Consider the following 24,340-nt stretch of genomic DNA (forward strand, 5'->3'; position numbering starts at 1 on the left):
AAAAGTGAATTATGAAAAATATTTTTAAAATCGTAACCCTTTTATTTTCTATTGTTTCATTTGCACAAATAGCAGATAAAGCAGAAAATGTAAGTCCGTTATTAATTGGAGAAAAAATTCCAAATGTAGTTTTGCATGACACAAATGGAAAAGAGGTAAAAACAAAAGATATTCTTGATAAAAAGACAGTTCTTGTAGTTTATCGAGGTGGTTGGTGTCCTTATTGTAATTCACAATTGGCCGATATGCAAGAAATTGAAAAAGACATTATCGCTTTAGGTTATCAAGTAATTGCAATTAGTCCAGATGCGCCTAGTTTTCTAAAACAAACCTTAGATAAAAAAGAACTTCAGTACAAATTGTATTCAGATAGCGAAGGGGTTTTTTCTCAAGCAGTTGGGATTGCATTCTCAAGAGAAAAGCCTAAGTTAGATAAGTATTCAGAAGGTAAAAATCCTGGATTTCTTCCTGTTCCTACAGTTTATGTATTAAATGATAAGCAAGAAATTGAATTCATGTACATTAACCCAAATTACGGAACTCGTTTAAAAGGCGATGTGTTATTGGCGGTTTTAAAATCACTTTAGTATCATTTTTTAAAATAGAACTATAAGCAAAAGCAATTCATTTATTAGCGTTCCTAAAAAATAAATAGCTATTTTTGTTTTAATAAATAAACAACATAAAAGTTAAAAGATATGGCATTAGCAATTACAGATGCTACTTTTGAAGAAGTAGTATTAAAATCAGATAAACCAGTAGTAGTAGATTTTTGGGCAGCTTGGTGCGGACCATGTAGAATGGTTGGACCAGTTATTGATGAGGTTTCTGCTGACTATGAAGGAAAAGCAGTAGTAGGAAAAGTTGACGTAGATGCAAACCAAGAATTTGCAGCAAAATACGGAGTAAGAAACATCCCTACAGTATTAATTTTCCAAAACGGAGAAGTAGTAGGTCGTCAAGTTGGAGTTGCTCCAAAGAAAACATATACAGATGCTATCGACGCATTATTGTAATAAAGCATATAATTGAAAAAGAAAATGAAGCCCAACATATGTTGGGCTTTTTTATTTACAAAATTTCAGTTTATCTTTGAGAGATGAAGATTGAAAATCAATTAGAAAAAATATCCAGTTTTGAACATCTTGAACTCTTGGCAAAACAAGTGGTTGAAGGTTTTATTTCGGGAATGCATAAAAGTCCGTTTCATGGTTTCTCTGCTGAGTTTGCTGAACATAAAATTTACAATCCAGGCGAAAGCACCAAGCATATTGATTGGAAATTATTTGCAAAAACCGACCGACTTTATACAAAGCGCTATGAGGAAGAAACCAATATGCGTTGTCATTTAATTATCGACAACTCTTCTTCTATGCATTATCCTGTTTTAAAGACAAGTCAAGGCTTTTACGAAAGCAAAATAGGTTTTTCGGTCTTGGCTTCTGCGGTTTTAATGAATTTGCTTAAAAAGCAGCGTGACGCTGTTGGTCTAAGTGTTTATTCCGACGAATATGAATATTATGCACCAGAAAAAGGAAGCGAACGTCATCATCGTATGCTTTTAGATAAGCTAGAATCGGTTTTAGAAAACACCAAACAATCAAAAAATACAGATACGGTTGCTTATTTGCATCAAATTGCTGAAAAAATGCACCGTCGTTCTATGGTGGTGTTATTTACAGATATGTTTCAAAATACAAATGAAGAAGAAATTTTTAAAGCATTACAGCATTTAAAGCACAACAAACATAAAGTAATTGTGTTTCATGTTTATGATGAAAAATCAGAACTTAAGTTAGACTATGATGGAGTTCCTAGAAAGTTTATTGATGTTGAAACTGGTGAAACCGTCAACTTATATACTGATCAAACAAAAGAAGATTATGAAAAAGGAGTAAGTTCTTTTTTTAAAAAGATTGAAAATAATTGCATGCAGTATAAAATTCAGTACGTTCCTGTTGCGGTTGGAGAAAATTTTCAAAAAATTATGACCACATATTTAGTTGAAAAACAAAGGTTTGGCTAATTGGCTAAAAAAAAGATGAAATTTTTTTTAAAAAAGGTTTGGAATATTAAAATTCCGTCCTATATTTGCACTCGCAATCAAGCAACGGTCTGGTAGTTCAGCTGGTTAGAATACCTGCCTGTCACGCAGGGGGTCGCGGGTTCGAGTCCCGTCCAGACCGCAAGATTGGGGAAAGCACTTCAGAAATGAGGTGCTTTTTTGCCCAATAAAAGCATCAAAAACAGTTGTGTTGTTTACGCTGCGACTTTGTAACTCGTAGCAGGTTTAGTAGTTAGACCAATGAAAAGCTTTCCAAACATTCTGAATTATCAGAATTTGGATGGCTTTTTTGATTTTATACCTTTTTGAGTTTCTTCTCTATATAACTACATTTTTTATTCTATCACTTAAACATATAAATTACCTTAAAAAAAGGTAGCAAAAAAGGTAGCTATTTTATTTTTAAAGGTAGCTATTTATTTAACCAATTTTCTAATACTATAAGCCATGAAAAATTTAAAATTTAACATTCGTTATATTCTATCAAAAAACAAAACACGAAAAGACGGTAAAGCTCCTTTAATGTGTAGAATCACTTATTTAGATGTGAGGAAACAATTTTCTGTTGGGTTATTTATTAATCCCAAAAATTGGAATAATTCACTTCAAGAGTGTGAACCTCCAAGTAATGACAATAACTATATAAATTCACAATTGAACCTGATTAAGAACCAAATTAATCAGGTTTTTTTGTACCTACAAATCAACAATTCTGAGTTTACAGTTGATGATATTTACACTAAGTTTAAAGGAAATACGCCTAAAAAAGAACTTGGAGTTTTGGAGGTTTATGAGCTATTCAATATCCGTATTCATAAGCTAATTGGAAGAGATTTAAAGAAGGTTACGTATAAGAAGTATATTGAGTCATTTGTTCATTTAAAATCCTTTATAAAGGCTTATTTTAGAGCTAATGACATCAAGTTAAAAGAACTTAAATTAAACTTTCTTAATGAATATGAGTACTTCTTAAAAACACAGAAAGGATTAGAACAAAGTACTATTAATAAAGCAATTCAACGTTTTAGAAAAGTAATACAATTTGCATTAGAACAAGAGTATATTGACAAGAATCCTTTTATAGGTTACAAAGCAAAAAGACTTCAGAAAGAAGTTATTTATTTAACTGATGATGAATTGAAATCTTTAGAGAATTATGATTTTTCTCAAACAAGATTGCAACAAGTCAAGGATTTATTTGTGTTTTGTTGTTACACTGGATTAGCTTTTAAAGAGATGAGTAATTTAAAAGCTGAACACATCGTAAAGGGTTTTGATGGGAATAAGTGGATTAAAATGAATAGAGAAAAAACTTCTAAACCATTAATGATTCCTATGTTACCAAAGGCACTTTGTATAATTAGTAAATATCAATCAGAAGAGAAATTACTTCCTATCATTTCAAACCAACGCTTTAATTCCTATTTAAAAGAAATAGCTGATATAGTTGGATTAAAAAAGAATCTAACACATCATATAGCTCGTAAAACTTTTGCTTCAACAGTACTTTTGTTTAATGATGTTCCAATGGAAGTTGTTTCTGAATTATTAGGACATTCTAAAATATCAACTACACAAGATTATTATGCAAAAATTGTAAATAAAAAGTTGAGTGAAACTATGAGGGATTTGTCAAAAAAACTAAATGTAAAATAAAATTTAGTTGTTTACGGATTTCCGTATGGATTTAAAATTATTTCTATTTAATATTGGTTCTGTTAATTAGCAGAATTAAAGAAATCGTCAGTATTGACTTCAAGGATTTTGGATATTGCATACATAGTAGTAACAGAAGTGTTTATAACTCCTCTTTCAATTCTGCTAATCTGTGAAATTTCAACACCTAGCTCATTTGCAAGTGATTCTTGTGTGAAACCTTTTTTTAATCGAAGTTTTCTAAGATTAGCTCCAAATTCTTTTAATATTAAATTTTTGTCTTTTATTATCACGAAATAAAATTCGTATAAATAGGCAATAATGGTATGAGCATATTTGCCTATATTTGTAGGAATGATTATAAACGTAAATTGAAATTAGAAATGAAAATTGCAAATCTTGATGCTGTAAAAAGCGTCTATCCTATTTTTTACGATAGACTAGGTTTAAATACAAAAGTTTTAACTTTTTTACAGAAAAGTGATCGAGAAGATTATGTTGTTGCAGAAATTCTTCAAGTAAGAACTTTAAAATCATTTTTAGATGATATTACTGAAATTGATTTAAAGATGAATTCAAAAAAAGTTATAATGAGAAGTTGGATTACTTTTTCTTTAAATCATTTTGAACTAATATTTAATCCAGAAGAAATTGTTATATCTAAAGAAAATTTAGAAAATTTAGAAAATTCAAATTCTAAAAATGAAGTTCTGTCAGTTATGACTAAATTGGAAACTTTGTTTAATTATGAAAAAGGTGATTATGTTAATTTTAATTTAGTTTGTCATGAAAGTACTAATATTTTCAATATACCAGCTTATTTTGGAAAACTAACACAAGAAAATATCGAAAGTAATTATTTTCTGAGGAATGAATTAAATGAAATAATTGTAGATGAAAAGGACAATCCAATTTACAGATATTTCACTATTGTTTATAATCAAGAATTTAAAGATTTATTAGTGGTTAATAAAAGAAACAGCTATAAAATTTGAATTGTATGAATAATATGTTTGAGGAAGTTGGAGTTCGTTTACCTTATGTTTATTTAGATGATGATATAAGGTACAATATTGTGAAATTGAATGAAAATTTAAGTAATGCTTACAAAAATTTAAAAAATTCGACATTTCATAACGAAAAATTCGATATTAATTTATATCACAACTTTAAGTATTCTTATAACTATTGTGAGCACGATGATGATGAAATTGTAATTTACAATCAAGTACTTTTAAAAAACAGTAATGAGTTTGCCAAAATTGAAGTCTCTGATAAAAATAATTATAGTTTAGAAACGTTTAATCTCAAGTTAGATGGATACTACTATGCAAATCTTTCAAATCAAAGTGTATTAATATTAAATTTCAATATGTTTGGACTTGTTAAATATAAAATTTTTGAAGTCAAGTATTTTGAAAGAAATAGTGAAAAATTTAACCAAGATGTATATGAATTTAAAAATAAAGTTGGTTTTTGTAGAGAACTAAACAATTCGTTTTTTGAAATAAATAAAGATGAAATAAAATTTAGATTTAAGACAGAATATTTTGAAGAAGAATTAAATGATTTTGATTTTTTTATAGGGATAGAATTTAATGGGATTGTTGGTTTTAATAAATTAAGACTTGAAATTCAAAATGTGTATTATGATCAAAGTCTTAAAAAAAGAATAACTAAAAATAGTGTGATAAATAAATTAGAAATGGAGTTTGTAAAATATAGCGAAAAAACTTATGATTTTTGATGGAGAAGATTAAATTAAGACTTGTAGGGGCGATTGAAGTTTTTGATATTGATTTAATTAAAGAAATATTACACAAAAGTTTTGAATCAAATGAATTAGATAACAATTTTATAAATAAATTATATATATCATTCAATGAGTTTAAAGAATTTGGGGACACAAAATTAATTTCTTCAGCCGGTAAGTGTGGAAGTTGTGATAAAAGAAAAGGAGGTTATTTGTTTGTTGGAAATAATTCAAATAATTATATGTCATTTATAATATCTAAGAATAAAAGAGGAATTGAAATTTTCAAATGTTCATATTTTAATTGTTTTGAAAGAAACATTAATTTGAAATCGAATATGTTTGATATGGAAAATCCTTTTTAAACAAAGAAATAATTAATTTATTAAGTTTAGATTAATCCTAAAATATAAGGTTATTATGAAAAAATTATTTTTAATCGGAACGCTATTACTTAGCTTAGCTTCATACTCACAAGATAGTTATGAAATTCTTTACAATAAAGTTTTAAGAGATTCTTGGCAAGTAGAACAAACTTTATTTGAATTAAGCGATGGCTTAAAAGAAATGAAAATAACTTCTATAGACTCTGGAATTAAAAGATATTTTACTTTAGTTACTGAAGATAAAACTGATGGTGGATTTGTGTATTATTATGCGTTTTACGTAGATGATTATACAAACGAAGAAGTGTTATATCAATTATTTAAAGATGATAAATTTGGATCAAGATTGATATATCAAGACGGTAGAATCGTTCAATATTCAGGAAAAGTATCGGAAGAATAATTCTTTAATATGCTAAGCCCATATAGTTCTGAAGTTGGCAATTATTCAATATTGATAAAACTCACATATGGTAAATGTGTTATCATTTTTATAATAAACAATGATGAAGTTTAAAATTAGCATATCTTAATCTCACAATATAATTTTAATTAATAAAAAACATGATGAATAAAATATTTTTAATGTTAAGTCTTTTTCTTTCTCTATATATGAATTCACAGAAAGAGAATAAAAATAAAATCGATTTAAAGCAGGGAAATGCTATTTTAGATAGTTATATAAAAAATCAAATTGCAAAAGAAAAACCAAAACCTGTTGAATATAAATCAGCAAGAAAAATTATGTTTTATGATTTTGATTCAGACGGAGATAAAGATTTGTATGCTTTTTTCACATTAGAAGGTTTTGGAGGAGGCAACAATTGGCAGCATTATATTGCCATTTTTGAAATGGAAAATAATTTGGTTAAAGCTGTTGATGATATGGTTCTTTATGGAGATAGTTTAAAAGAGTTTAATAATGGTGAGTTTTTGAAGTTTAGCAATGGTTATGTTTATTTTAGATTATATGGTTATGATTGGGAAACTCAAGAAAAATTTATTAAAACAATTGGTTTTACACTTTACCAAAAAAAGATAGTAACAGATAAAAAATATTAAAAGACATTATGATGAAAAAAATAATTACAATCAGTTTCCTTTTTGTTGGATGCGTTGTTTACTCGCAAAAAAGTTGTCTGCTGATTACAGAAGGTATTAGTAGTACAAATTTTAAATATAAATATCAAATTTTATGATTATCAATTTATCTTATGTACTTAACAAGTTTTTTTTAGGTGCATGTTTACTTATTACAACAAATTTATATTCTCAAGATTGGGAAACAAAAGAAAAAACTTACACAGAAGGAATTATGCTCTATGGAATTATTGATGTAGATACTAATAAAGTAATTTCTTTAAAGCCTTATGCTAAAAAAGTGACTGTAAAATACGATCCTTTTTTTTATAGTTATGTTATTAATTTTGAAACGTTAGAAGGAAACTACATGATGAAATTAGTTACTAAGCGTGAATTAAGTTCTGGTATAACTACATATGTAGATACATATTCTAAAAATCCTCAAATAGAATATTTAATCGAAGATAAAATAAAAAGTGATGGATCTATTATAATTACAGCTTTAAAGGCTATTGTAATAGATGGTAAAAATTTAAAGCCATTTAAAATTATTGATGAATTAAAATAGAATTGTTCATTTTGATTCATTATTAAAAAATAAAAAAAAGGTTTTACTTTATTAATAAACACAAAAATTTACCTGACCAATGTGTCAGGTTTTTTTATTTTTTTTATTTTTTTTGAAAGTACATTATAATCCCACTACCATCCACCCCGGCGTAAAAAATTGGGCGGATACCCCGTGTAACTTAATAAATAAATTATGGTAAAAATTATTGATTTTAAAAAAATTGAAACTGAATTAGGTAATGGTTTCAATATGTTAATAGTTCAAGGAGGTTTGGAACCAATCATAAGTAAAACTTCAGGGAGAACATATTTAACAATGCGCAAAGCTTATGTTTCTACAACATTTGATGAATCAACTTGTAAATCTTTAATAGGGATGGAATTACAAGGGAGTATTCATAAAGTTAAATGTGAACAATACAGCTATACTGTTCCAGAATCAGGAGAAGAAATGATCTTGAATTACAATTGGCAATACATTGACGACGATTTAATAAATGCAAATAAGCAAATTATTGATGAAGAAATAGTCAATTAGTTAAAGAGAGCATCAAAAGTGCTCTCTTTTTATTTTTAATATTTAAATAACGGAAAAATAATGGAATTAATTACATACACGCCACGACAACAATTTGAAGAAACAGAATCTAATCAGGCTTCTGTAGAGAGTAAAAATAAAAGTAATTTTATTGAGGCAAACACCATTAAGGTAGACTTAGAGCATTTAAGAAAAGAATGTATTGTGCCAGTATTTTCAAAAGATAATGAGAGTACAATAAGTCATTATGAGTTTATAAATTCAACTAAAAATGTGCTTCAAAACCTTATGCCTGAAAAAGCAGAATTAAGCACCGATATAAGGGTTTCGCATATCGTTAAAGGTAGAATTCCAAAAGCGATTGGAAAGCCTGCTAAAGAGCTTTTAGAACACGAAAAAACCATATATTATGAACGTATGGCTTTCTGTTTAGAAATCCCTCAATTCAATCAAATAATTAATGGAAATCAACTCAATTTAGTTGTTGGAGGAGTAAGGTCATATAATCAAGAAAACTTGTACAGTAAAAAGTCTATTGAAAAATTTAAAGTGTTTGTAGGCTTTCAAAATAAAGTTTGTACTAATTTATGTATTTCAACAGATGGTTTGAAAGAAGATATTCGAGTAAGTTCAATATCGGAACTTGAGACGAAAATTATTGAATTAATAATGTCATATTCTAAAGAGTTGCATTCAGAAACAATGGAGGACTTCGCTAACTATATCATTAACGAAGAACAATTTGCTTTTTTGATTGGCAAAATGAAGATGTATCAGTATTTGGAAAAGTCTGAAAAAGCAAAATTATTCAACCTTCTAATAACAGATTCACAAATTACTTCTATTGTTAGAGATTTCTACTTAGACCAAAATTTCAGACACAACAAAGGGCAGATTGATATGTGGAAATTGTATAACTTGTTTACCGAAGCTAATAAGTCAAGTTATATTGATAATCATCTTGAAAGAAATGTAAATGCATACGAGTTTATCAAAGAACTCATAAAATCTCTAAAAAATAAGGAGTCAAATTGGTTTTTACATAATTTATATTTCTAAACGAACAACTAATGAATAATAGTTTATTAGCTTATTTACTTAAATATAGTAACCCTAATAGCATGTTAGTTGTTACAAATAGGAATAATTTGATAGAATTAAAATGCCCATTTACAGTCAAAGTAGTTAAACCAGTTGGGAACTTCAAACAAAATGACTTTAAAGTAGTAGAGGGGCTTAAGGTATCAACAAATATGAAGTTGGTTTATATGATTGAAGAACAGCCTTTCTTCTATTACTATTTCGACATTATTTTATAATTAAATGGAGTTATGCTGAATTTTGATTAAAACTTTTGAGACGGTTTCTCCAATAACAAAAAACCACTGAAAAAGATGTGCATGTAAAAAGAAGATTATTATTTAATCTTCTTTTTTATTATTTTTACTACTTAACCTTTTTTTATGGGATTAGTTTTAAATAATAGATTAAACATTTTTGAGCTTTGTAATGAAAATTATTTTAAAAAAATTAAACAAGAATTCATTTTACAAGACTCAAGATATAATGGTTTTCAAGAAGAAGAAGAAATAGAAGATACAAATGATATAACTAGATTTGAAGGAGAAAATAATGTTAATGAAAATGAATATAATTTTGTCAAAGACTATTTAGTGCCTTCTTATGAAGACTCTTCTGCAAAATTGTATGAAGAATTCGAAAAGAAAGTTGATTCATCAAAAAAGTTAAAAGAAGAACATGTTTTAGAATTTTTTTTAGAAGAAGAAAAAAAATTGTTCAACTTAATCAGCAAGATTGATAAGTTTAAATTAATTAGTAGTTGTGAACAAAAAGATTTGATAAGAATCACAAATGAATTTTTAGACAAAATTAATACCTATAAGCAAATCAAATTTCCTAACTCAAAGATTAATCTTAATCTATCTAAGGGGGAAGTTTTGATTCTTTTTTATTCGTTACTTGAAAAAGGAATTATAGTGGGGCATAGTAGCTCTGAATTATTTAGGTTGGTTGAAAATTATTTTACTTATAGAGATAGTAAGTCTAATAAAGATATTAATTCTGCATACAAGGCATTAGCTGAGTATGTTCCTAATAAAACCTCAATAAAATCAAGAAAAAATACGATTAAAATTTCAAATGATTTGGAAGAAAAACTAATTAATTTACTTGAATTTATGAAAAAAGAATTTGGGGAAAAATAGTTACCCCCAAAATTGACCCTTCAATTTTTTATCCCGAATTAATTTTACGCCATAAGATATTTATTGCAAACTTTTAATGACATAAAGTAATCATTTACATCAAAAATTATTGATGTTTCAAAGGTCATTTAGAAGTAAATCAAATAATTATCTGAAAAGTATCAAAGTAATAATGTTACTTCTTGACGCAAAAAAAATAGGTTGACTATACTTACTTTAAGTAAAGTCGATTAAAAAAATTAATTAATATGGATAAAAATAATCCAATGTCTATAAAGGATTTAATAGACAAGCATAAAAACGAACCAGAATTAAAATTTATCTGGGGAGAAATACCTATTGGCTCTAAAGGTTTAATAGTAGGTGTTGCTAAATCTGGTAAAACTACATTTGCTGAAAACTTGGCTATTTCAATAGCTTTAGGAAAAGATGAATTTTTTGGAGAAAAACTATTAGGTCAACCTAAAAAAGTATTATTTGTTAACTTAGAAGAAAGTGGTAGGATAAAAAACTTAAGAGTAAAAAAACAAATTAAAAACCTGACAGATAAAGAGAACTTACTTTTAGGGGAAAATTATTTAACTAATCCCGAAGAGTTTCCTGAGTTTATGGGTAGTGATAATGACTGGGAAAAATTAGAAGATTTGATTAAAAAATCTGATGCAGAATTGATAATAATTGATAGTTTATCACACTTATTAGCGGGTAAAATCGAAAATAGCCAAGATTGTTTGAGTTTTACTAAAAAATTCAGAAAATATGTGATGTCATCAAATAAAACGGTTATAGTAATTCATCACAACATAAAATCAAATAATAAGCCTTTAGACCAAGAGAGTATTGCTGGAAGTAGAGTAATAACTCAAGAATTTGAGTATGGTATTGGTTTTGCAAATATTCCAAATAGAAATGGTGAAAAATATTGTCTGTCAATTTATAACAAGTATGTTGGTATAGACAACACTTTAGCTAAAATATGTGGAATTGACAAAGAATTGTGGTTTGAAAAAATTGGTGAGGAGAATGTTTACGATCTTTATAAAGAAAATTTTAATGATGCAAGATTTAATGATGCAAATGGGAAAATAATAATTTCTTTTTTTAAAGATAAGTGTAGTCAAGGTATTAAAGTAGTTTCGTCAAAAGATCTTCAAGATAAGTTTGCTTCAGGCGAAGAAAAAATAATGTCTAAACAAACCTTGTATCAATGGTTGAAAACTTTGCATTTAAGCGGGGAAATAATTAAGGTTGAGCATGGTAAATATAAATATGCGTTAAATTTAATGGAGGGGGATAATGAAAAAGAATAAAAAACAAATCATATATAAAGCAACAAATAAGGTTAATAACAAATGTTACATTGGTGCTACTATTCAAGATATTGAAAGCAGAAAGAAAGACCATATAAATAAAGCCAATAAAAGGATGGGTGGTTGTTTTCAAGAAGCATTAGCTACATATGGAACTGAATCATTTGATTGGGAGCAAATCGATACTGCTTCAAATCAAAACGAGCTTGCTGAAAAAGAGAGAAAATATATTTTAAAGTATGAAAGTATTAATAATGGATATAATCAAAATAAAGGTGGCGGTTTCAGAAAATTTGTTTATCAATGTGATGTAAACACTGGTCAACTATTAAATTCATTTGAAGATTTAGAGAGTGCTGCTAAACATGTAAAAGGAAATAAAAAATCCATAAGTAAAGCGTGTTTAAACGACCGCAGAACGAGTAAAAATTATTTTTGGAGTTACACCTTGACTAATGATTTTTCAAGTAAAATAGATACAAGAAAAAGGCAAATTGAACAATGTAAACTAGATGGTTCATTAGTATCTACTTATAACTCAATTCAAGAAGCTTCTATTGTAACAAAAATAAATAAATCATCTATAGCAAAATGCTGTAGAGGAGAAAGAAATAAGGCTGGAGGTTTCATTTGGAGAACTAAAAATTAATATTTTATAAGCCTATAAATTTTGAAGAAAACCTCTTTCTCTTATAGAAGATTAAAACAGCTCGAAAGGGCTGTTTTTTTTTTTTAATCTTAAAACTAATAACAATTACATAAATAATCCTTTATGTACTTATGAAACCTTTCTCCATGAGTACTCTTATTAAAAATGTCACCATTTTTAAAATCCCTCCAATTTGAATAGGGAATGTTACAGAAAACATATTTTTTAGTAGAATAACTGTATTCGTTTTCCTTTATTTCAGCGATAACATAATACTTGTAATCATAACTATAACAGGTTACTTTATAAAGCCATGATGAATTCATAGTAAAGTTTGAAACATTAGAATAATAAGACCCTTCATCTTCGATAAATTCCATCAATTCTGTACAAGACATATCTTGCGCATTGGAAGTAAAACTTGCCAAACCAAATAAAATAAAGAATACAATTTTTTTCATAGTAATACTGTTTAGTTATGAAATACTAAATTAAGTAAAAAAAATTAATTGGCTTTACGGGTTTCCTCATTGATTAATCAATTTACTTTTTAACCTTGCATGAGTAAGTAAAATCCCATTTTTTTATAAAATCTCTATAAAAAAATAGTATTTTTAACCTTTAAACATTTTAGGCAAAAAAAGCCACATACTACAAACCATGATAACAGGAGAAATAAAATCACAAATAGACAAAATATGGGAGTCATTCTGGACAGGTGGAGTGTCAAATCCACTAACAGTAATTGAGCAGTTTACCTACTTGCTTTTTATACGTCGTTTAGATGAAACCCAACTACTTGAAGAGAAAAAAGCAACAATGATTAAAACACCTGTTGCTAATAAAATCTTCACAGAAGAACAAAATATTCTGCGTTGGAATAATTTCAAAAACAATGATCCTCAAACCATGTTTGATTTATTTACCAAACCTATGGTAAATAACATGTCTGTTTTTGACCACATGAAACAAGTTGGCTCAGAAAACGGAGTATTCGCAAAATACATGTCTGGTGCAACATTCATGATTCCTACTCCAAGAGTATTAGACCAAGTAGTACAGCTGATTGATAAAATCAAAATGGAAGATAGAGACACCAAAGGGGATGTCTATGAATACCTACTTTCTAAAATTGCTTCTGCAGGTACAAATGGACAATTTAGAACACCAAGACACATTATTAGAATGATGGTTGATATGGTACAACCTACTAAGGAAGATACCATTTGCGACCCTTCATCAGGTACTGCAGGATTCTTAGTTACAGCAGGAGAATACATGCACGAAAACCACCCAGATTGGTTTCATGAAAAACCCTTTAGAGAACACTTCAACAGCAATATGTTTACAGGTATTGAGTTTGATAACACCATGTTGCGTATTGGAGCTATGAACTTACAATTACATGGAATTGAAAACCCTGTATTAATTGGAAAAGATGCTTTAAGTGAAAGCAATGCAGATGTTAGAGAACAGTTTTCATTAGTATTAGCCAACCCGCCATTTAAAGGAAGTTTAGATTATGATGGTGTAGAAGGTTCTATCTTAAAAACAGTGAAATCTAAGAAAACAGAATTACTCTTTTTAGGATTAATGTTGCGTATCATGAAAACAGGAGGTAGATGTGCTGTTATTGTGCCAGATGGTGTTTTATTTGGTAGTTCTAATGCACACAAACAAATTAGAAAAGAAATCATAGAAAACCATAAATTAGATGCTGTAATTTCTATGCCAAGTGGTGTTTTCATGCCATACGCAGGAGTAAGTACAGCTGTTTTGTTTTTTACCAAAACAGGAACAGGTGGTACAGATAAAGTATGGTTTTATGACATGCAAGCAGATGGATACAGCCTTGATGCAAAACGTGCAGAAATTAAAGATAACGACATACAAGACATTGTAACACGTTACCACAATTTAGATAAAGAAACCAATAGATTACGAACTGATAAAAGCTTTTTAGTGCCTTTTACAGACATTCAAGCTAATGACTGGGATTTGTCTATAAACAGATACAAGGAAGTAGTGTATGATGAGGTGGTTTATGCAAAACCTGCAGTGATTATTCAAGACATTAAAAATCTTCAAGAAGAGAATAAGCAAAAGTTACTAATCTTAGAAGAGTTGTTGAAATGATAGAAAATGTAAAACTAAGCACTCTTTGTAAAATGCAAAGTGGAGGAACTCCTTCAAGGTCAAATCTTGAATATTATGAAGGAGATTTTCCATGGGCAAAGATAAGTGATTTAGAGAAAAGTGATGACGGTTATATTTATAAAACTGAAGAACATATTACTAAAGAAGCTTTAAATTCAATAAATAATAGAAAATTTAAACCTGGCACGCTTTTACTTGCAATGTATGGTTCCGTTGGAAAAACAGCAATAACAAAAATTGATTTAACTACAAATCAAGCAATTCTTGGTATTAATATTTTAGATGATAAAACATTAGATATAAAATACTTGAAATACTGGTTTTTTACTATAAAAGAAAGATTGTTAAATAGAGCTGTTGGTGCAGCTTTACCTAACATTTCTTTAGGAATTGTAAAAGACCTTCAAATCCCACTACCACCATTATCCCAACAACAAAAAATTGCAAACATACTTGATGAAGCAGATGCTTTAAGACAAAATGACAAAGCATTAATTGCAAAGTATGATGAACTTACCCAAGCATTGTTCTTGGATATGTTTGGGGATCCTGTGAGTAATCCTAAAGGATGGGAAAAAGTGAAATTAGAAGAAATAAGTATAATATCTTCAGGCAGTACCCCAAGTAGAGAAAATGAAAGCTATTATAAAGGTGAAATTCCATGGGTAAAAACTGGTGAAGTAAATGGTAAAGTAATTTATAATACTTCTGAGAAAATTTCAGAAGATGCTCTAAAAAATTCAAGTTGTAAACTGTATCCAAAGGGTTCATTGATAATTGCAATGTATGGACAAGGAAAAACAAGAGGACAGATAGGAATGTTAGGAATTGATGCCACAACAAATCAAGCCTGTGGAGTATTATCGCCATCTGACAAGATGAATTTTAACTTTCTATTTCAATTATTACAATTGAACTATGAGGATTTGAGAAGTTTGGGTAGAGGTGGAAATCAACCAAATTTAAATTCTGGTTTATTAAAGAATTATGAAGTTTTTAATCCTCCAATAGAATTACAGAACCAATTTGCTAAGCGAGTGGCATTAATAGAAGAACAAAAAGCCATTGCACAAAAGAGTTTAGAAAAATCAGAAGAGTTGTTTAATAGCCTGTTACAAAAGGCGTTTAAAGGGGAGTTGGCATGAAAAAAGTAACACTTGTATTGTTATTTTCAATTTTGTTATTTTCTTGTAAAGAGAATAATTATAACAGTGGTTCTAACATTAATTTCATTGATGTAGACAGTACAGTTACTGAAAAAATAGACACAATAAATCAGACCAATAGTCAATTTGACTTTAATGTTCCAATAGAACAAACTAATAGAAGACAACAAGATGTTTATGACCCAGATGATTATATTTGTCCTGAGTGTGGTGATGAAAAAGAAGAAGATGAAGAATTGTGTTATTATTGTAATGAAGAATTAATTAAAAAACAAAAAAGACAGAAGGAATTAGAAGAAGAGGAAAATGAGGAAGATTATTATGAATAAGTAAATATTAATCATCAGTAGTTTTAATTTTTCAAAATAAGCATCTGATATTCACAATAAGTAAAACACATGAAAAAATTATTTTTAGGATTTCTATTTTTAGGATTTTTAACATTACAGTCTTGTAAAAATAATGACTATTCATCTGAGGAAGTGGATGTTGAAAATGAGTCTTATAATGAAGTTGTTTATGAAGATGGAGAATCCTACAGCGATAACACTTATTGCGCAGATGTAGAATATTACAATTCAAATACAGGTACAAGAAGTACTTACACACTAAATGTTGAGGTAGAAAACAACGAGGTTACTGTTATTCATTTCCCAAATGGTGGTTGGTTAGACGACGACCATTTTTACCCTGAAGAATTAGACAGTAATGGCTACTGTAGTTTTACAAGTGATAAAGGATATGAATATTCTGTGCAAATAACTGGTTCTGCATGTTCATTTACGGATGAAACAAGAATGCAATATGATATAGAAGATGATGAAGAGTCAATAACTTGTCCTGAATGTGGAGATGATAAATCAGAATATGATGATTATTGCTACTCCTGTAAAAGAAAATTTACTTGTAATGAATGTAACGGTAAAAAAGACAAGTATGATGATGTTTGTTCAGATTGTAAAAGAAAACAAGAAGAGGAAGAAGATAATCCAGAAGATGATTATTAAAAACTAAAATGATTAAAAGATGAAGAATACATTCCTATACATAGCTGTAATTTTGTTTTCATTTATTAGCTGTAAAAAAGTTGAATTAAAAGATAATGTGGATATTGAAAAACAGCAAGAAAGCGAAAGTGTAATATCTAATAAAGTAATAGACACATCGTATAAATTAAACACAAATTTATTTGATCAATATTATTATTTAATGTCAGAAAGTGATATTTCAAAACTAGAAGATAAAAAAGGAAATGTTGTTCTAGGGTATAATAACGCAGAATATAAATTTGATATAAAATTAAAAAAAGAAGGTGCTTTATTAAAAGAAGTTAATTTAGAAATATCTAGAATTTCAGATTCTGATTCCAAAAATATTGTCAATCTATACACGGAAAAATATGGTGCTCCCAAAATTGAAAGTACTCATGAAGTAGATGAAATTTTAGGTTTCATTGTAACTAAGGTTAATAAGATAAATGACCCATATTATTTAATTAATCCTGAAAGGTATAGAGGGTTATCAGATGCAAAATATCAAGAATATATAAAACCATTTTTAGAATATGGATATGGAATGTATGAGGTTAGTGAAAAGTTTCATGTCGTTGAAAACTTACAAATAGGTAAAAGACAATATTATATAAGTATGTATGATATTAGAGAAAAAAGAGTTCAAGAATTAAAAGCAGATGTCTCAACAAAAACTTATTATTTTAAAAGAGTTAATTACATTAAAAAGTATTCTTGGATAAATGAGGATAAAATAATTAATATTAAATGTTTTTATTATGAAGATGCAGGTAATAAGTCAAGAGCAACTTATAATAAAAATTCATATAAATTGGAAATTAACTACTCAAGCATAAAAGAAATAAAAGACAAAAAAATAATTGAAAGTGAAGAGGAAAGAAAACAAGAGTTAGAAAACATTAAAAATTCTGAAAGAAAGAAAGTTAATGAGAAAACAACCTTTGAGTCAATTTAAGCTTTAATACTATGAGTAATTTTAAATTTCTTCAGAAAGAGTGGCTGTCACTCTATCAAAAATTAAAAACAGCAGAAGAAAGGGTAAATATAGAGCCTGTTTCTACAGCCAGTTATTGCCGTTTAGTTTTGGAAGAATCTATGTATCTAATTTACGATTTAGAGCACATAGAAAAACCTTTCAATACAGAGCTGGTTAACTTAATGACTTCTGAAGAGATTAAAAATATTATTCCATACCATCTTATAGAAGGTCTTCATATTGTTAGAAAAACAGGAAATAATGCAGCACATTATGGCCAAAGAATATCTAATAAAGAAGCTAATATAAGTATTCGATACAGTTATGATTTTGTAAAATGGTTTGCTCTTAACTATAGTAAAGAAATCCCTGAATTACCTGAGCTTTTCGATAATAATTTTATTCCAAAATTAGGAGAAAAACAAAGACAGCTTAAAGAACAACAAAAAGAACAAGAAACAGCTTATCAACTTTTACTGGAACAAGTAGCTAAACTTGAAAAAGAAAAAGAAGCTATTTTAGTTAAGGCACAAGATAGTGAAGCTACACTAGAAGCCTTCAAGCTACAAACACAACAGAGTGTTGTAAAACTTAAAAAGCAAAAACAAGCACGTTTAAAACCGCTTACTGCAGAGTTTACAGAAGCAGAAACAAGACAGCATATAATAGATGTTGATTTAAAAGAAGCAGGTTGGAATGATTTAAGAGCAAGTAGAGAGTTGGAGTATCCAGTTACAGGTATGCCAATTACTGCAGATAATCCCAAAGGGAATGGATATGTAGATTATGTGTTATGGGATGACAATGGAAAACCTTTAGCACTTATAGAAGCAAAGCGCACTACAAAAGATATTGAAATAGGGAAGCATCAGGCTTTTTTATATGCCAACTGTTTAGAAAAAATGCATGGGCAAAGACCTGTTATTTTTTATACGAATGGATATGAAACTAAAATTTGGGAAGACACTTTTTATAGTTCACCTAGAAGAATTTATGGTTTTTATACAAAAGATGAATTGCAATGGCTAATTCAAAAAAGAGCTACCATTAAAGACATCCGTAAACCTGATATTAATGAAACTATTGCAAATAGACCTTATCAGTTTTTAGCCATTCAAAGTGTAGCGGAAACTTTTGTAACAAATAACGAGTTTGGTATTTGTGGAAACAAAAGAAGTGCCTTATTAGTTATGGCTACAGGTAGTGGAAAAACAAGAACTACAGCAGCTTTAGTAGATGTTTTGTTTAAAAACAATTGGGTTAAGAGAGTGCTTTTTTTAGCAGATAGAAATGCTTTAGTAAGACAGGCAAAGAAAAGTTTTAGTGAGTTTTTACCAGATTTAACTTCAATTGACTTAACAGAGGAAAAGGAAAATGATACTACTCGTTTAGTATTCAGTACCTATCCTACAATGATGAACAAGATTGACAATATCCGTAATGCAGAAGAAAGGTTTTATGGTGTGGGTCATTTTGATTTAATTATTATAGACGAAGCACATAGGTCAATTTACAATAGGTATAAAGCAATTTTTGAATACTTTGATGCTTCACTGGTGGGGTTAACAGCAACTCCTAAAGATGGTATAGACCATAATACTTTTGAATTATTTGGTTGTAGTAATGAAGACCCTACTTTTTTATATGAGTTACATGAAGCAGTACCAACGTATCTTTCTCCATACAAAAACATAGATGTATCTACTAAATTTATTCGTGAAGGAATAAAATACAGTGAGTTATCAGATGATGATAAGTTAAAATATGAAGAAACTTTTGGCGACAAAACTACAGGGATTTTTCCTGAAGAAATTAGAGCCAATGAAATGAACAAAAGACTTTTCAATAAAGACACTGTTTTTAAAGTTTTAGACACTTTAATGGAACAAGGGTTGAAAATTGAAGGAGGTGACAAAATTGGTAGAACCTTAATTTTTGCTGTAAACCAAACGCATGCAAAATTTATAGTAGATTGCTTTTTAGAAAGATACCCAGATAAGCCATCAGGCTTTATTGCCATGATTCACAATGAAGTGTCACATGCACAAAGTTTAATTGATGCTTTTTGTGACCACTACAAAGAAAACAACCCACAAATTGTAGTTTCAGTAGATATGATGGACACAGGAATTGATGCTCCAAGAGTATTGAATTTAGTGTTTTTTAAAGTAGTACGTTCTTATGCCAAGTTTTGGCAAATGATAGGAAGGGGAACAAGACTTTGCCCAGATGTTTATGGACCAAATCAGCCAAAAGACCATTTTTTAATATTTGATGTTTGTAAAAATTTCGAGTTTTTTGAAATTGAAAAAGGTGGAAGAGAAACTAAAACAGCTAAACCTATTACACAGCAAATTTTTGAAGACAGGTTGCATTTGAGTAGACTATTAGCTGAAACAGGAGAGCCAGAAGATATAGAATTATCAAACCAGCTTCGAGATATTTTACATTATGCAATTGCTAATTTAGACAAAAACAGGTTTCAAGTAGCTATGCGCTTAAAACATGTTGAAGAGTTTAAAGAAAGAAGCCGTTGGAATTTAATAGATTCAAACGATGCACATATCATTGAAGAGTTTCTTTCAGAATTACCTGTTGCAGAATCTATTAATGAATCTGCTAGAAGATTTGACTTAATGATGTTAAAGCTTCAAATAGCCACTTTAATGACTGCAAAATTTAAAGTGAAGTATGAAGATGCATTAGTTGAAATCTCTGAAGCACTAAGTAAAAAATACACTATTCCAGCTGTGTTAAGAGCAAAAGGATTAATAGAAGACATTAAACGAACTGATTTCTTTAAGGAAATATCACAGAAAAAATTAAATGAAGTAAGAGAAGAGTTAAGAGAGTTAATTCAATATTTAGAATCTAAGACCAAAGAAATATTCTATTCTGATATTCAAGACCAAGATGTTATCTCAATAGTTAATGAGCCAGACATTTCTTCAAATTATGGAACAGCATACAGAAGAAGGGTGGAAAGTTATATTAGAGAAAACAAGCATAATTTAACAATCTCAAAATTAGCAACTAATCAACCTATTACAGATAAAGAACTAGATTTATTGGAAAAGATTTTATTTGACGGTATTGAAAGAGGAACATTTGAAGATTTTAAAAATGAATATGGAGACAAACCTTTAGGCTATTTCATTAGAAGCATTATTGGATTAGATGTAAAAGCAGCTCAAGAAGCATTTTCATACTTTTTGCAAACTGGAAATTTAAGAGCTGACCAAATGACCTTTATTCAAAATATTATTACCCATTTAACCAAAAATGGAACAATTGACCCTGAAATGCTATTTGAATCTCCATTTACAGATATCAATGATAGAGGCTTAATGGGTGTTTTTGATGATGGAGATGCTCACAAAGTAATAAGCATCATTGAACAAATTAATCAGAATGCTGTAATAGGCTATGGCATAAATACCTAAAATAAAACAATTAAACATGAAAATATATATTTTTATTTCAGCATTTTTAATGCTTTCATTTTCAAAGGAAAATAATAAATATAATGATTTTGATTCTCAACTTACTCAAATTGTAAATGAGTTTAAATCAAACATAATGGATAAAGATAAATGTAAAAACCTTTATAGAAAAGCTGATTATTTAGTAGATGAAATTGAAAACTCAATTGAAGATGATGACAATTCAGAATACGAAAACAACAAACTAATAGAATTAAAGAAACAGGCAGAAGCAGTAGAGGAATTTATTGGTTCTGTTGGGAATAGTTCAAATAGTATGTTTGTAAAAATGGATTTAATATACCTTGCTAACAAAAGAATAAATAGCACTATTGTAACTACATTAAGGGATAAATTTTGTGCAGATATAATTACAATATCAATAAACAACTATGTAACTACTATGGCTTTCAATAAGACTAGTAGTAACTATACTGTTGCATACAAATGGAAATTATCAAGTGCTACTAAAACAGGAAGTGGTAATATGGGGTTACCTATTAACTGTGTTAGACATATTTATGACAACAGAGAAGCACCAACCGAAAAACACATTATTATTACTAGTATAAATTGCACTCCCATATAAATTTAAAACTATGAAAAAGGTTATAATATAAAAGACCTTATTAAAAAAACAATCCAAAAAGGGAACAATATATTTAATTTTATTTTAACGCGCTGTAAATCAATCTCTAACGCGATATAGTTCGAGTCCCGTCCAGACCGCAAGATTGGGGAAAGCACTTCAGAAATGAGGTGCTTTTTTGCCCAATAAAAGCATCTAAAATAGTTGTGTTGTTTACGCTGCGACTTTGTAACTCGTAGCAGGTTTAGTAGTTAGACCAATGAAAAGCTTTCCAAACATTCTGAATTATCAGAATTTGGATGGCTTTTTTGATTTTATACACTTTTCAAAAAATAAATATTTCTATTTACAACTCTTTTTTACATTTCTATCTTATTTTTGTTTATCTAATTCAATAAGTATGTATAAATTACTTTTTATTTCTTTAGGTTTTATACTTTTTAGTTGTTCATCAATAAATGTTGAAGACGGGTTATATAATGGTAAATATTATAGTTTTTTACTTAAAGATTCAAATTATCTGATTTATGATAACATTAATAGTGAAAACTCTATTTGTTGTGACACTTTATCTTGGGGTAATTTTAGAAAAATAAATAAAAATAATTTTTTAGAATTTAAAAGTGATGAAAAGTTTAACAAAGAATTTGTTTATTCTGAAGTTATTGAAGAAAAAGTAAAATCAAATAACATTTTATATTTTAAGATTGTAAATCCTATTGAGGATAGATATATAAATAATAACGATAGTAGAAGGGATGTTTATTATAAAATTTTTCTTTTCTCAGATAAATCATCCTTTGATGTTAAATTAGCGTCTCAAAAATTTTACAGTAACACTATTCAAATTAATATTCCAGAGGGTTTAAAGTTGGATTCTTTCTATATAGAAGTATATATTAATAATGATGCTTTAATTTCAAATAGAATAATAAATAAATTTTCAACTTTAGATTATTCTTTAAAAGATGAAAAATCAAATTCTTTTTTAATAAACATTGATAATTTAGACTATAATTATTTTAATTTTTTAAGACTCGATAAAGATTATATAAAAGTAGAAAAAGACAAATTAATTTGGAATAATCAAGAATTTAAATTGGAAAAGTAGTGTATGAGATTTTCATTTTTTCCTTAAACCAATATAGTATGAACAAAATAATTATTATATTTTTATTAATCAATTTAAATAGTATTTACTCTCAAGGTAATGATTATGAAGATAAAATTGATACGTCAGCTATCATCTTTAAGGCAAAATTATTTACGTTAAGTAAGCACGTCGTAAAATCAAAAAATGATTTAATTCAAGACATTGATAAACTCTCGTTTAAATATTACGACAATGATGAATATATATTTATTTTAATAAAAAATAAATATTATTGGTTAGATGATAGGAATATGAATAGTAGTATGTGGTGTGATTGTGACTATTATATTTGTTATTCAAAAAAGAAAAAAGTCTATTATTTATTAGGCGGATTTGTAAAAGATGATATTGATAATTTTTATAATGATTTTAAAAATTCTCTTTTTTACGATTGGGAATCAAAAATTGAAAATGAATTTTTAATAGAATTTATTAAATATGTTGAGCTAAATAAATTAAAGAAGGCAAAAAAATGTTTTAAAAAGTGTATTGAAACATATAATTAAGTTTTTTTCTAAAACCAAATATCCCAATTTTCCCAAACCAAACTTATAAATAAGCCTAAATAGGCAAAGCAAACCACTAGTTTTATAAAAGTTCCTGCAAGAAATCCTATAAATGAACCCGTTGCTGCTTTAAACGCTCTATTTTGATCTTTCTTGTCGTAAATAAGTTCCCCAATAAATGCGCCAACAAAAGCTCCAATAATAAACCCTATTGGCGGAAAGAATAAGCCAATTACTAAACCAATGTTGGTTCCCCAAATACCATATTTACTGCCGCCAAATCGTTTTGTGCCTTTAGCAGGAATGATGTAATCTAATACAGCTACAAAAAGCGCTATAAAAAGGGTTACACCTAAAACCCAATAATTAATTTCTATTCCTTTTGTAAGGTATAAAAGCAATAAACCAACCCAACTAATAGGCGGTCCTGGTAAAACAGGTAAAAAACTACCAAGTATGCCAATAATCATAAAGCAAAAACCGGTTATTAATAAAAAGTATTCCATAAATTATTTCTATTTTTGGCAATGAATGTTTACAAATTTAATTGTTATTCAAAATTAAATGTATAAAAAGCTAAGTTTATTTTTTGTTTTTCTTGTGGTTTCTTGTCAATATTTTGATGCGAAAGCACCAGATGAAAATTTATTGTTGCAAGAAGAACTTAAAAAAATCAATTGGTCTGAAGTGGATCAATATCCTAGTATTTTTCAATGTGATACTATTCAAGATGTGGCAATTCAAAAACAATGTTTTTTCGACAATTTAATTCAAATCATTCAAGAACGAATAGGAGTTGATACGATTCAAATGATGTACCCAAAAGCAGATACGATTGATGTAAAAGTTACTATTAATGCCGATTCAACACTTAAATTTGAAGCCCAACAACCAAAGGATAGCATTACATACGATTTCGTAAAAATAGATAGTATTTTAAAGAATAGGTTAGCTGATTTTCCAAAGGTTGAACCAGCAATTAAAAGAGGAATTAAAGTAAAAACACAATTTATAGTCCCTGTAATAATTAAAGTTACGGAGTAAT

The 24,340-nt window shown here is 28.2% G+C and carries 28 protein-coding genes and 1 tRNA gene; 26 read left to right on the forward strand and 3 right to left on the reverse strand.

Annotation, left to right across the window (positions count from 1 at the left end):
* Positions 1 to 11: 11 nt before the first annotated feature.
* From ACQ65T_RS04575 to ACQ65T_RS04595, 5 genes are all read left to right on the forward strand, one after another.
* Positions 12 to 587 carry a peroxiredoxin-like family protein gene (locus ACQ65T_RS04575; RefSeq protein ID WP_430399918.1) on the forward strand — a complete coding sequence of 192 codons (576 nt, stop codon included), beginning with the start codon at positions 12 to 14 and terminating at the stop codon, positions 585 to 587.
* A gap of 111 nt (positions 588 to 698) precedes the next feature.
* Positions 699 to 1,016: a thioredoxin gene (gene trxA, locus ACQ65T_RS04580; RefSeq protein WP_320816114.1), complete on the forward strand. Its 318-nt coding sequence runs from the start codon at positions 699 to 701 to the stop codon at positions 1,014 to 1,016.
* An 83-nt stretch (positions 1,017 to 1,099) separates the two neighbouring features.
* Positions 1,100 to 2,026, forward strand: a complete 927-nt coding sequence (locus ACQ65T_RS04585) for a DUF58 domain-containing protein (RefSeq protein ID WP_430399919.1) — start codon at positions 1,100 to 1,102, stop codon at positions 2,024 to 2,026.
* Positions 2,027 to 2,112: 86 nt separating this feature from the next.
* Positions 2,113 to 2,186: transfer RNA gene (locus ACQ65T_RS04590), tRNA-Asp, on the forward strand.
* A gap of 326 nt (positions 2,187 to 2,512) precedes the next feature.
* On the forward strand, positions 2,513 to 3,721 hold the full coding sequence (locus tag ACQ65T_RS04595) for a site-specific integrase (protein WP_430399920.1): 1,209 nt from the start codon (positions 2,513 to 2,515) through the stop codon (positions 3,719 to 3,721).
* Positions 3,722 to 3,783: 62 nt separating this feature from the next.
* Here ACQ65T_RS04595 and ACQ65T_RS04600 read toward each other — a convergent pair whose 3' ends face one another.
* Positions 3,784 to 4,014: a helix-turn-helix domain-containing protein gene (locus ACQ65T_RS04600; RefSeq protein WP_430399921.1), complete on the reverse strand. Its 231-nt coding sequence runs from the start codon at positions 4,012 to 4,014 to the stop codon at positions 3,784 to 3,786.
* Positions 4,015 to 4,104: 90 nt separating this feature from the next.
* Here ACQ65T_RS04600 and ACQ65T_RS04605 point away from each other — a divergent pair, with 90 nt between their 5' ends.
* The 11 genes from ACQ65T_RS04605 to ACQ65T_RS04655 all read left to right on the forward strand — a co-directional run bounded on the left by ACQ65T_RS04605 (position 4,105) and on the right by ACQ65T_RS04655 (position 12,235).
* The gene (locus tag ACQ65T_RS04605) at positions 4,105 to 4,716 is read left to right on the forward strand and encodes a hypothetical protein (RefSeq protein ID WP_430399922.1); all 612 of its coding nucleotides are present in this window, start codon (positions 4,105 to 4,107) and stop codon (positions 4,714 to 4,716) included.
* Between the two features lie 5 nt (positions 4,717 to 4,721).
* Positions 4,722 to 5,468 carry a hypothetical protein gene (locus ACQ65T_RS04610; RefSeq protein ID WP_430399923.1) on the forward strand — a complete coding sequence of 249 codons (747 nt, stop codon included), beginning with the start codon at positions 4,722 to 4,724 and terminating at the stop codon, positions 5,466 to 5,468.
* Positions 5,468 to 5,839, forward strand: coding sequence for a hypothetical protein (locus ACQ65T_RS04615; RefSeq protein ID WP_430399924.1), 372 nt, complete (start codon positions 5,468 to 5,470; stop codon positions 5,837 to 5,839). Before ACQ65T_RS04610 ends, ACQ65T_RS04615 begins: the two co-directional genes overlap by 1 nt.
* Before the next feature lie 55 nt (positions 5,840 to 5,894).
* On the forward strand, positions 5,895 to 6,263 hold the full coding sequence (locus ACQ65T_RS04620; protein ID WP_430399925.1) for a hypothetical protein: 369 nt from the start codon (positions 5,895 to 5,897) through the stop codon (positions 6,261 to 6,263).
* Positions 6,264 to 6,472: 209 nt separating this feature from the next.
* Positions 6,473 to 6,922, forward strand: a complete 450-nt coding sequence (locus ACQ65T_RS04625) for a hypothetical protein (RefSeq protein ID WP_430399926.1) — start codon at positions 6,473 to 6,475, stop codon at positions 6,920 to 6,922.
* A 133-nt stretch (positions 6,923 to 7,055) separates the two neighbouring features.
* Entirely contained in the window at positions 7,056 to 7,511 is a 456-nt protein-coding gene (locus ACQ65T_RS04630) for a hypothetical protein (RefSeq protein ID WP_430399927.1), read from the forward strand.
* Positions 7,512 to 7,706: 195 nt separating this feature from the next.
* Complete coding sequence (locus ACQ65T_RS04635) at positions 7,707 to 8,051, forward strand: hypothetical protein (RefSeq protein ID WP_430399928.1); 345 nt, start codon at positions 7,707 to 7,709, stop codon at positions 8,049 to 8,051.
* Between the two features lie 60 nt (positions 8,052 to 8,111).
* Entirely contained in the window at positions 8,112 to 9,110 is a 999-nt protein-coding gene (locus tag ACQ65T_RS04640; protein ID WP_430399929.1) for a DUF3871 family protein, read from the forward strand.
* A gap of 404 nt (positions 9,111 to 9,514) precedes the next feature.
* Positions 9,515 to 10,276 carry a hypothetical protein gene (locus ACQ65T_RS04645; protein WP_430399930.1) on the forward strand — a complete coding sequence of 254 codons (762 nt, stop codon included), beginning with the start codon at positions 9,515 to 9,517 and terminating at the stop codon, positions 10,274 to 10,276.
* A 248-nt stretch (positions 10,277 to 10,524) separates the two neighbouring features.
* The gene (locus tag ACQ65T_RS04650) at positions 10,525 to 11,586 is read left to right on the forward strand and encodes an AAA family ATPase (RefSeq protein ID WP_430399931.1); all 1,062 of its coding nucleotides are present in this window, start codon (positions 10,525 to 10,527) and stop codon (positions 11,584 to 11,586) included.
* Positions 11,573 to 12,235 (forward strand): NUMOD1 domain-containing DNA-binding protein, encoded by a 663-nt coding sequence (locus ACQ65T_RS04655; protein WP_430399932.1) that lies wholly within the window; start codon positions 11,573 to 11,575, stop codon positions 12,233 to 12,235. The genes ACQ65T_RS04650 and ACQ65T_RS04655 overlap by 14 nt, the downstream gene beginning before the upstream one ends.
* Positions 12,236 to 12,330: 95 nt before the next feature.
* Here the strand turns inward: ACQ65T_RS04655 and ACQ65T_RS04660 are convergent, their stop codons facing one another.
* Complete coding sequence (locus ACQ65T_RS04660; protein ID WP_430399933.1) at positions 12,331 to 12,696, reverse strand: hypothetical protein; 366 nt, start codon at positions 12,694 to 12,696, stop codon at positions 12,331 to 12,333.
* Between the two features lie 199 nt (positions 12,697 to 12,895).
* Between ACQ65T_RS04660 and ACQ65T_RS04665 the strand changes: the two genes are divergently transcribed.
* The 9 genes from ACQ65T_RS04665 to ACQ65T_RS04705 all read left to right on the forward strand — a co-directional run bounded on the left by ACQ65T_RS04665 (position 12,896) and on the right by ACQ65T_RS04705 (position 23,295).
* Positions 12,896 to 14,371, forward strand: coding sequence for a type I restriction-modification system subunit M (locus tag ACQ65T_RS04665; protein ID WP_430399934.1), 1,476 nt, complete (start codon positions 12,896 to 12,898; stop codon positions 14,369 to 14,371).
* Entirely contained in the window at positions 14,368 to 15,537 is a 1,170-nt protein-coding gene (locus tag ACQ65T_RS04670; protein WP_430399935.1) for a restriction endonuclease subunit S, read from the forward strand. Before ACQ65T_RS04665 ends, ACQ65T_RS04670 begins: the two co-directional genes overlap by 4 nt.
* Positions 15,534 to 15,887, forward strand: a complete 354-nt coding sequence (locus tag ACQ65T_RS04675; protein ID WP_430399936.1) for a hypothetical protein — start codon at positions 15,534 to 15,536, stop codon at positions 15,885 to 15,887. The genes ACQ65T_RS04670 and ACQ65T_RS04675 overlap by 4 nt, the downstream gene beginning before the upstream one ends.
* A 69-nt stretch (positions 15,888 to 15,956) precedes the next feature.
* Entirely contained in the window at positions 15,957 to 16,565 is a 609-nt protein-coding gene (locus ACQ65T_RS04680) for a hypothetical protein (RefSeq protein ID WP_430399937.1), read from the forward strand.
* A gap of 19 nt (positions 16,566 to 16,584) precedes the next feature.
* Positions 16,585 to 17,544, forward strand: coding sequence for a hypothetical protein (locus ACQ65T_RS04685; RefSeq protein WP_430399938.1), 960 nt, complete (start codon positions 16,585 to 16,587; stop codon positions 17,542 to 17,544).
* Positions 17,545 to 17,555: 11 nt separating this feature from the next.
* A complete protein-coding gene (locus ACQ65T_RS04690; protein WP_430399939.1) occupies positions 17,556 to 21,008 on the forward strand; it encodes a DEAD/DEAH box helicase family protein in 3,453 nt (1,150 codons plus the stop codon).
* Positions 21,009 to 21,024: 16 nt separating this feature from the next.
* Complete coding sequence (locus ACQ65T_RS04695) at positions 21,025 to 21,636, forward strand: hypothetical protein (RefSeq protein ID WP_430399940.1); 612 nt, start codon at positions 21,025 to 21,027, stop codon at positions 21,634 to 21,636.
* Positions 21,637 to 22,036: 400 nt separating this feature from the next.
* Complete coding sequence (locus ACQ65T_RS04700; RefSeq protein ID WP_430399941.1) at positions 22,037 to 22,747, forward strand: hypothetical protein; 711 nt, start codon at positions 22,037 to 22,039, stop codon at positions 22,745 to 22,747.
* Between the two features lie 38 nt (positions 22,748 to 22,785).
* Positions 22,786 to 23,295 carry a hypothetical protein gene (locus tag ACQ65T_RS04705; RefSeq protein ID WP_430399942.1) on the forward strand — a complete coding sequence of 170 codons (510 nt, stop codon included), beginning with the start codon at positions 22,786 to 22,788 and terminating at the stop codon, positions 23,293 to 23,295.
* Positions 23,296 to 23,303: 8 nt separating this feature from the next.
* On the opposite strand, the gene ACQ65T_RS04710 is transcribed toward ACQ65T_RS04705, so the two are convergent.
* Positions 23,304 to 23,801: a DUF456 domain-containing protein gene (locus ACQ65T_RS04710; RefSeq protein WP_430399943.1), complete on the reverse strand. Its 498-nt coding sequence runs from the start codon at positions 23,799 to 23,801 to the stop codon at positions 23,304 to 23,306.
* Between the two features lie 58 nt (positions 23,802 to 23,859).
* On the opposite strand from ACQ65T_RS04710, the gene ACQ65T_RS04715 reads away from it, so the two are divergent.
* Entirely contained in the window at positions 23,860 to 24,339 is a 480-nt protein-coding gene (locus tag ACQ65T_RS04715) for a hypothetical protein (protein WP_430399944.1), read from the forward strand.
* Position 24,340: the final 1 nt, after the last annotated feature.

It is taken from the genome of Flavobacterium sp. (assembly GCF_965284515.1).
In the GTDB taxonomy this organism is placed as follows: domain Bacteria; phylum Bacteroidota; class Bacteroidia; order Flavobacteriales; family Flavobacteriaceae; genus Flavobacterium.

Excerpts from the sequence above, each read along its gene's own strand:
- ACQ65T_RS04585 (WP_430399919.1), top strand. The coding sequence starts at position 1,100 with ATGAAGATTGAAAATCAATTAGAAAAAATATCCAGTTTTGAACATCTT.
- ACQ65T_RS04655 (WP_430399932.1), top strand. The coding sequence starts at position 11,573 with ATGAAAAAGAATAAAAAACAAATCATATATAAAGCAACAAATAAGGTT.
- ACQ65T_RS04705 (WP_430399942.1), top strand. The coding sequence starts at position 22,786 with ATGAACAAAATAATTATTATATTTTTATTAATCAATTTAAATAGTATT.
- ACQ65T_RS04595 (WP_430399920.1), top strand. The coding sequence starts at position 2,513 with ATGAAAAATTTAAAATTTAACATTCGTTATATTCTATCAAAAAACAAA.
- ACQ65T_RS04630 (WP_430399927.1), top strand. The coding sequence starts at position 7,056 with ATGATTATCAATTTATCTTATGTACTTAACAAGTTTTTTTTAGGTGCA.
- ACQ65T_RS04685 (WP_430399938.1), top strand. The coding sequence starts at position 16,585 with ATGAAGAATACATTCCTATACATAGCTGTAATTTTGTTTTCATTTATT.
- ACQ65T_RS04575 (WP_430399918.1), top strand. The coding sequence starts at position 12 with ATGAAAAATATTTTTAAAATCGTAACCCTTTTATTTTCTATTGTTTCA.
- ACQ65T_RS04700 (WP_430399941.1), top strand. The coding sequence starts at position 22,037 with ATGTATAAATTACTTTTTATTTCTTTAGGTTTTATACTTTTTAGTTGT.
- ACQ65T_RS04645 (WP_430399930.1), top strand. The coding sequence starts at position 9,515 with ATGGGATTAGTTTTAAATAATAGATTAAACATTTTTGAGCTTTGTAAT.
- ACQ65T_RS04650 (WP_430399931.1), top strand. The coding sequence starts at position 10,525 with ATGGATAAAAATAATCCAATGTCTATAAAGGATTTAATAGACAAGCAT.
- ACQ65T_RS04620 (WP_430399925.1), top strand. The coding sequence starts at position 5,895 with ATGAAAAAATTATTTTTAATCGGAACGCTATTACTTAGCTTAGCTTCA.
- ACQ65T_RS04710 (WP_430399943.1), bottom strand. The coding sequence starts at position 23,801 with ATGGAATACTTTTTATTAATAACCGGTTTTTGCTTTATGATTATTGGC.
- ACQ65T_RS04715 (WP_430399944.1), top strand. The coding sequence starts at position 23,860 with ATGTATAAAAAGCTAAGTTTATTTTTTGTTTTTCTTGTGGTTTCTTGT.
- ACQ65T_RS04615 (WP_430399924.1), top strand. The coding sequence starts at position 5,468 with ATGGAGAAGATTAAATTAAGACTTGTAGGGGCGATTGAAGTTTTTGAT.
- trxA (WP_320816114.1), top strand. The coding sequence starts at position 699 with ATGGCATTAGCAATTACAGATGCTACTTTTGAAGAAGTAGTATTAAAA.
- ACQ65T_RS04665 (WP_430399934.1), top strand. The coding sequence starts at position 12,896 with ATGATAACAGGAGAAATAAAATCACAAATAGACAAAATATGGGAGTCA.
- ACQ65T_RS04660 (WP_430399933.1), bottom strand. The coding sequence starts at position 12,696 with ATGAAAAAAATTGTATTCTTTATTTTATTTGGTTTGGCAAGTTTTACT.
- ACQ65T_RS04635 (WP_430399928.1), top strand. The coding sequence starts at position 7,707 with ATGGTAAAAATTATTGATTTTAAAAAAATTGAAACTGAATTAGGTAAT.
- ACQ65T_RS04690 (WP_430399939.1), top strand. The coding sequence starts at position 17,556 with ATGAGTAATTTTAAATTTCTTCAGAAAGAGTGGCTGTCACTCTATCAA.
- ACQ65T_RS04610 (WP_430399923.1), top strand. The coding sequence starts at position 4,722 with ATGAATAATATGTTTGAGGAAGTTGGAGTTCGTTTACCTTATGTTTAT.
- ACQ65T_RS04625 (WP_430399926.1), top strand. The coding sequence starts at position 6,473 with ATGAATTCACAGAAAGAGAATAAAAATAAAATCGATTTAAAGCAGGGA.
- ACQ65T_RS04640 (WP_430399929.1), top strand. The coding sequence starts at position 8,112 with ATGGAATTAATTACATACACGCCACGACAACAATTTGAAGAAACAGAA.
- ACQ65T_RS04605 (WP_430399922.1), top strand. The coding sequence starts at position 4,105 with ATGAAAATTGCAAATCTTGATGCTGTAAAAAGCGTCTATCCTATTTTT.
- ACQ65T_RS04680 (WP_430399937.1), top strand. The coding sequence starts at position 15,957 with ATGAAAAAATTATTTTTAGGATTTCTATTTTTAGGATTTTTAACATTA.
- ACQ65T_RS04675 (WP_430399936.1), top strand. The coding sequence starts at position 15,534 with ATGAAAAAAGTAACACTTGTATTGTTATTTTCAATTTTGTTATTTTCT.
- ACQ65T_RS04695 (WP_430399940.1), top strand. The coding sequence starts at position 21,025 with ATGAAAATATATATTTTTATTTCAGCATTTTTAATGCTTTCATTTTCA.
- ACQ65T_RS04670 (WP_430399935.1), top strand. The coding sequence starts at position 14,368 with ATGATAGAAAATGTAAAACTAAGCACTCTTTGTAAAATGCAAAGTGGA.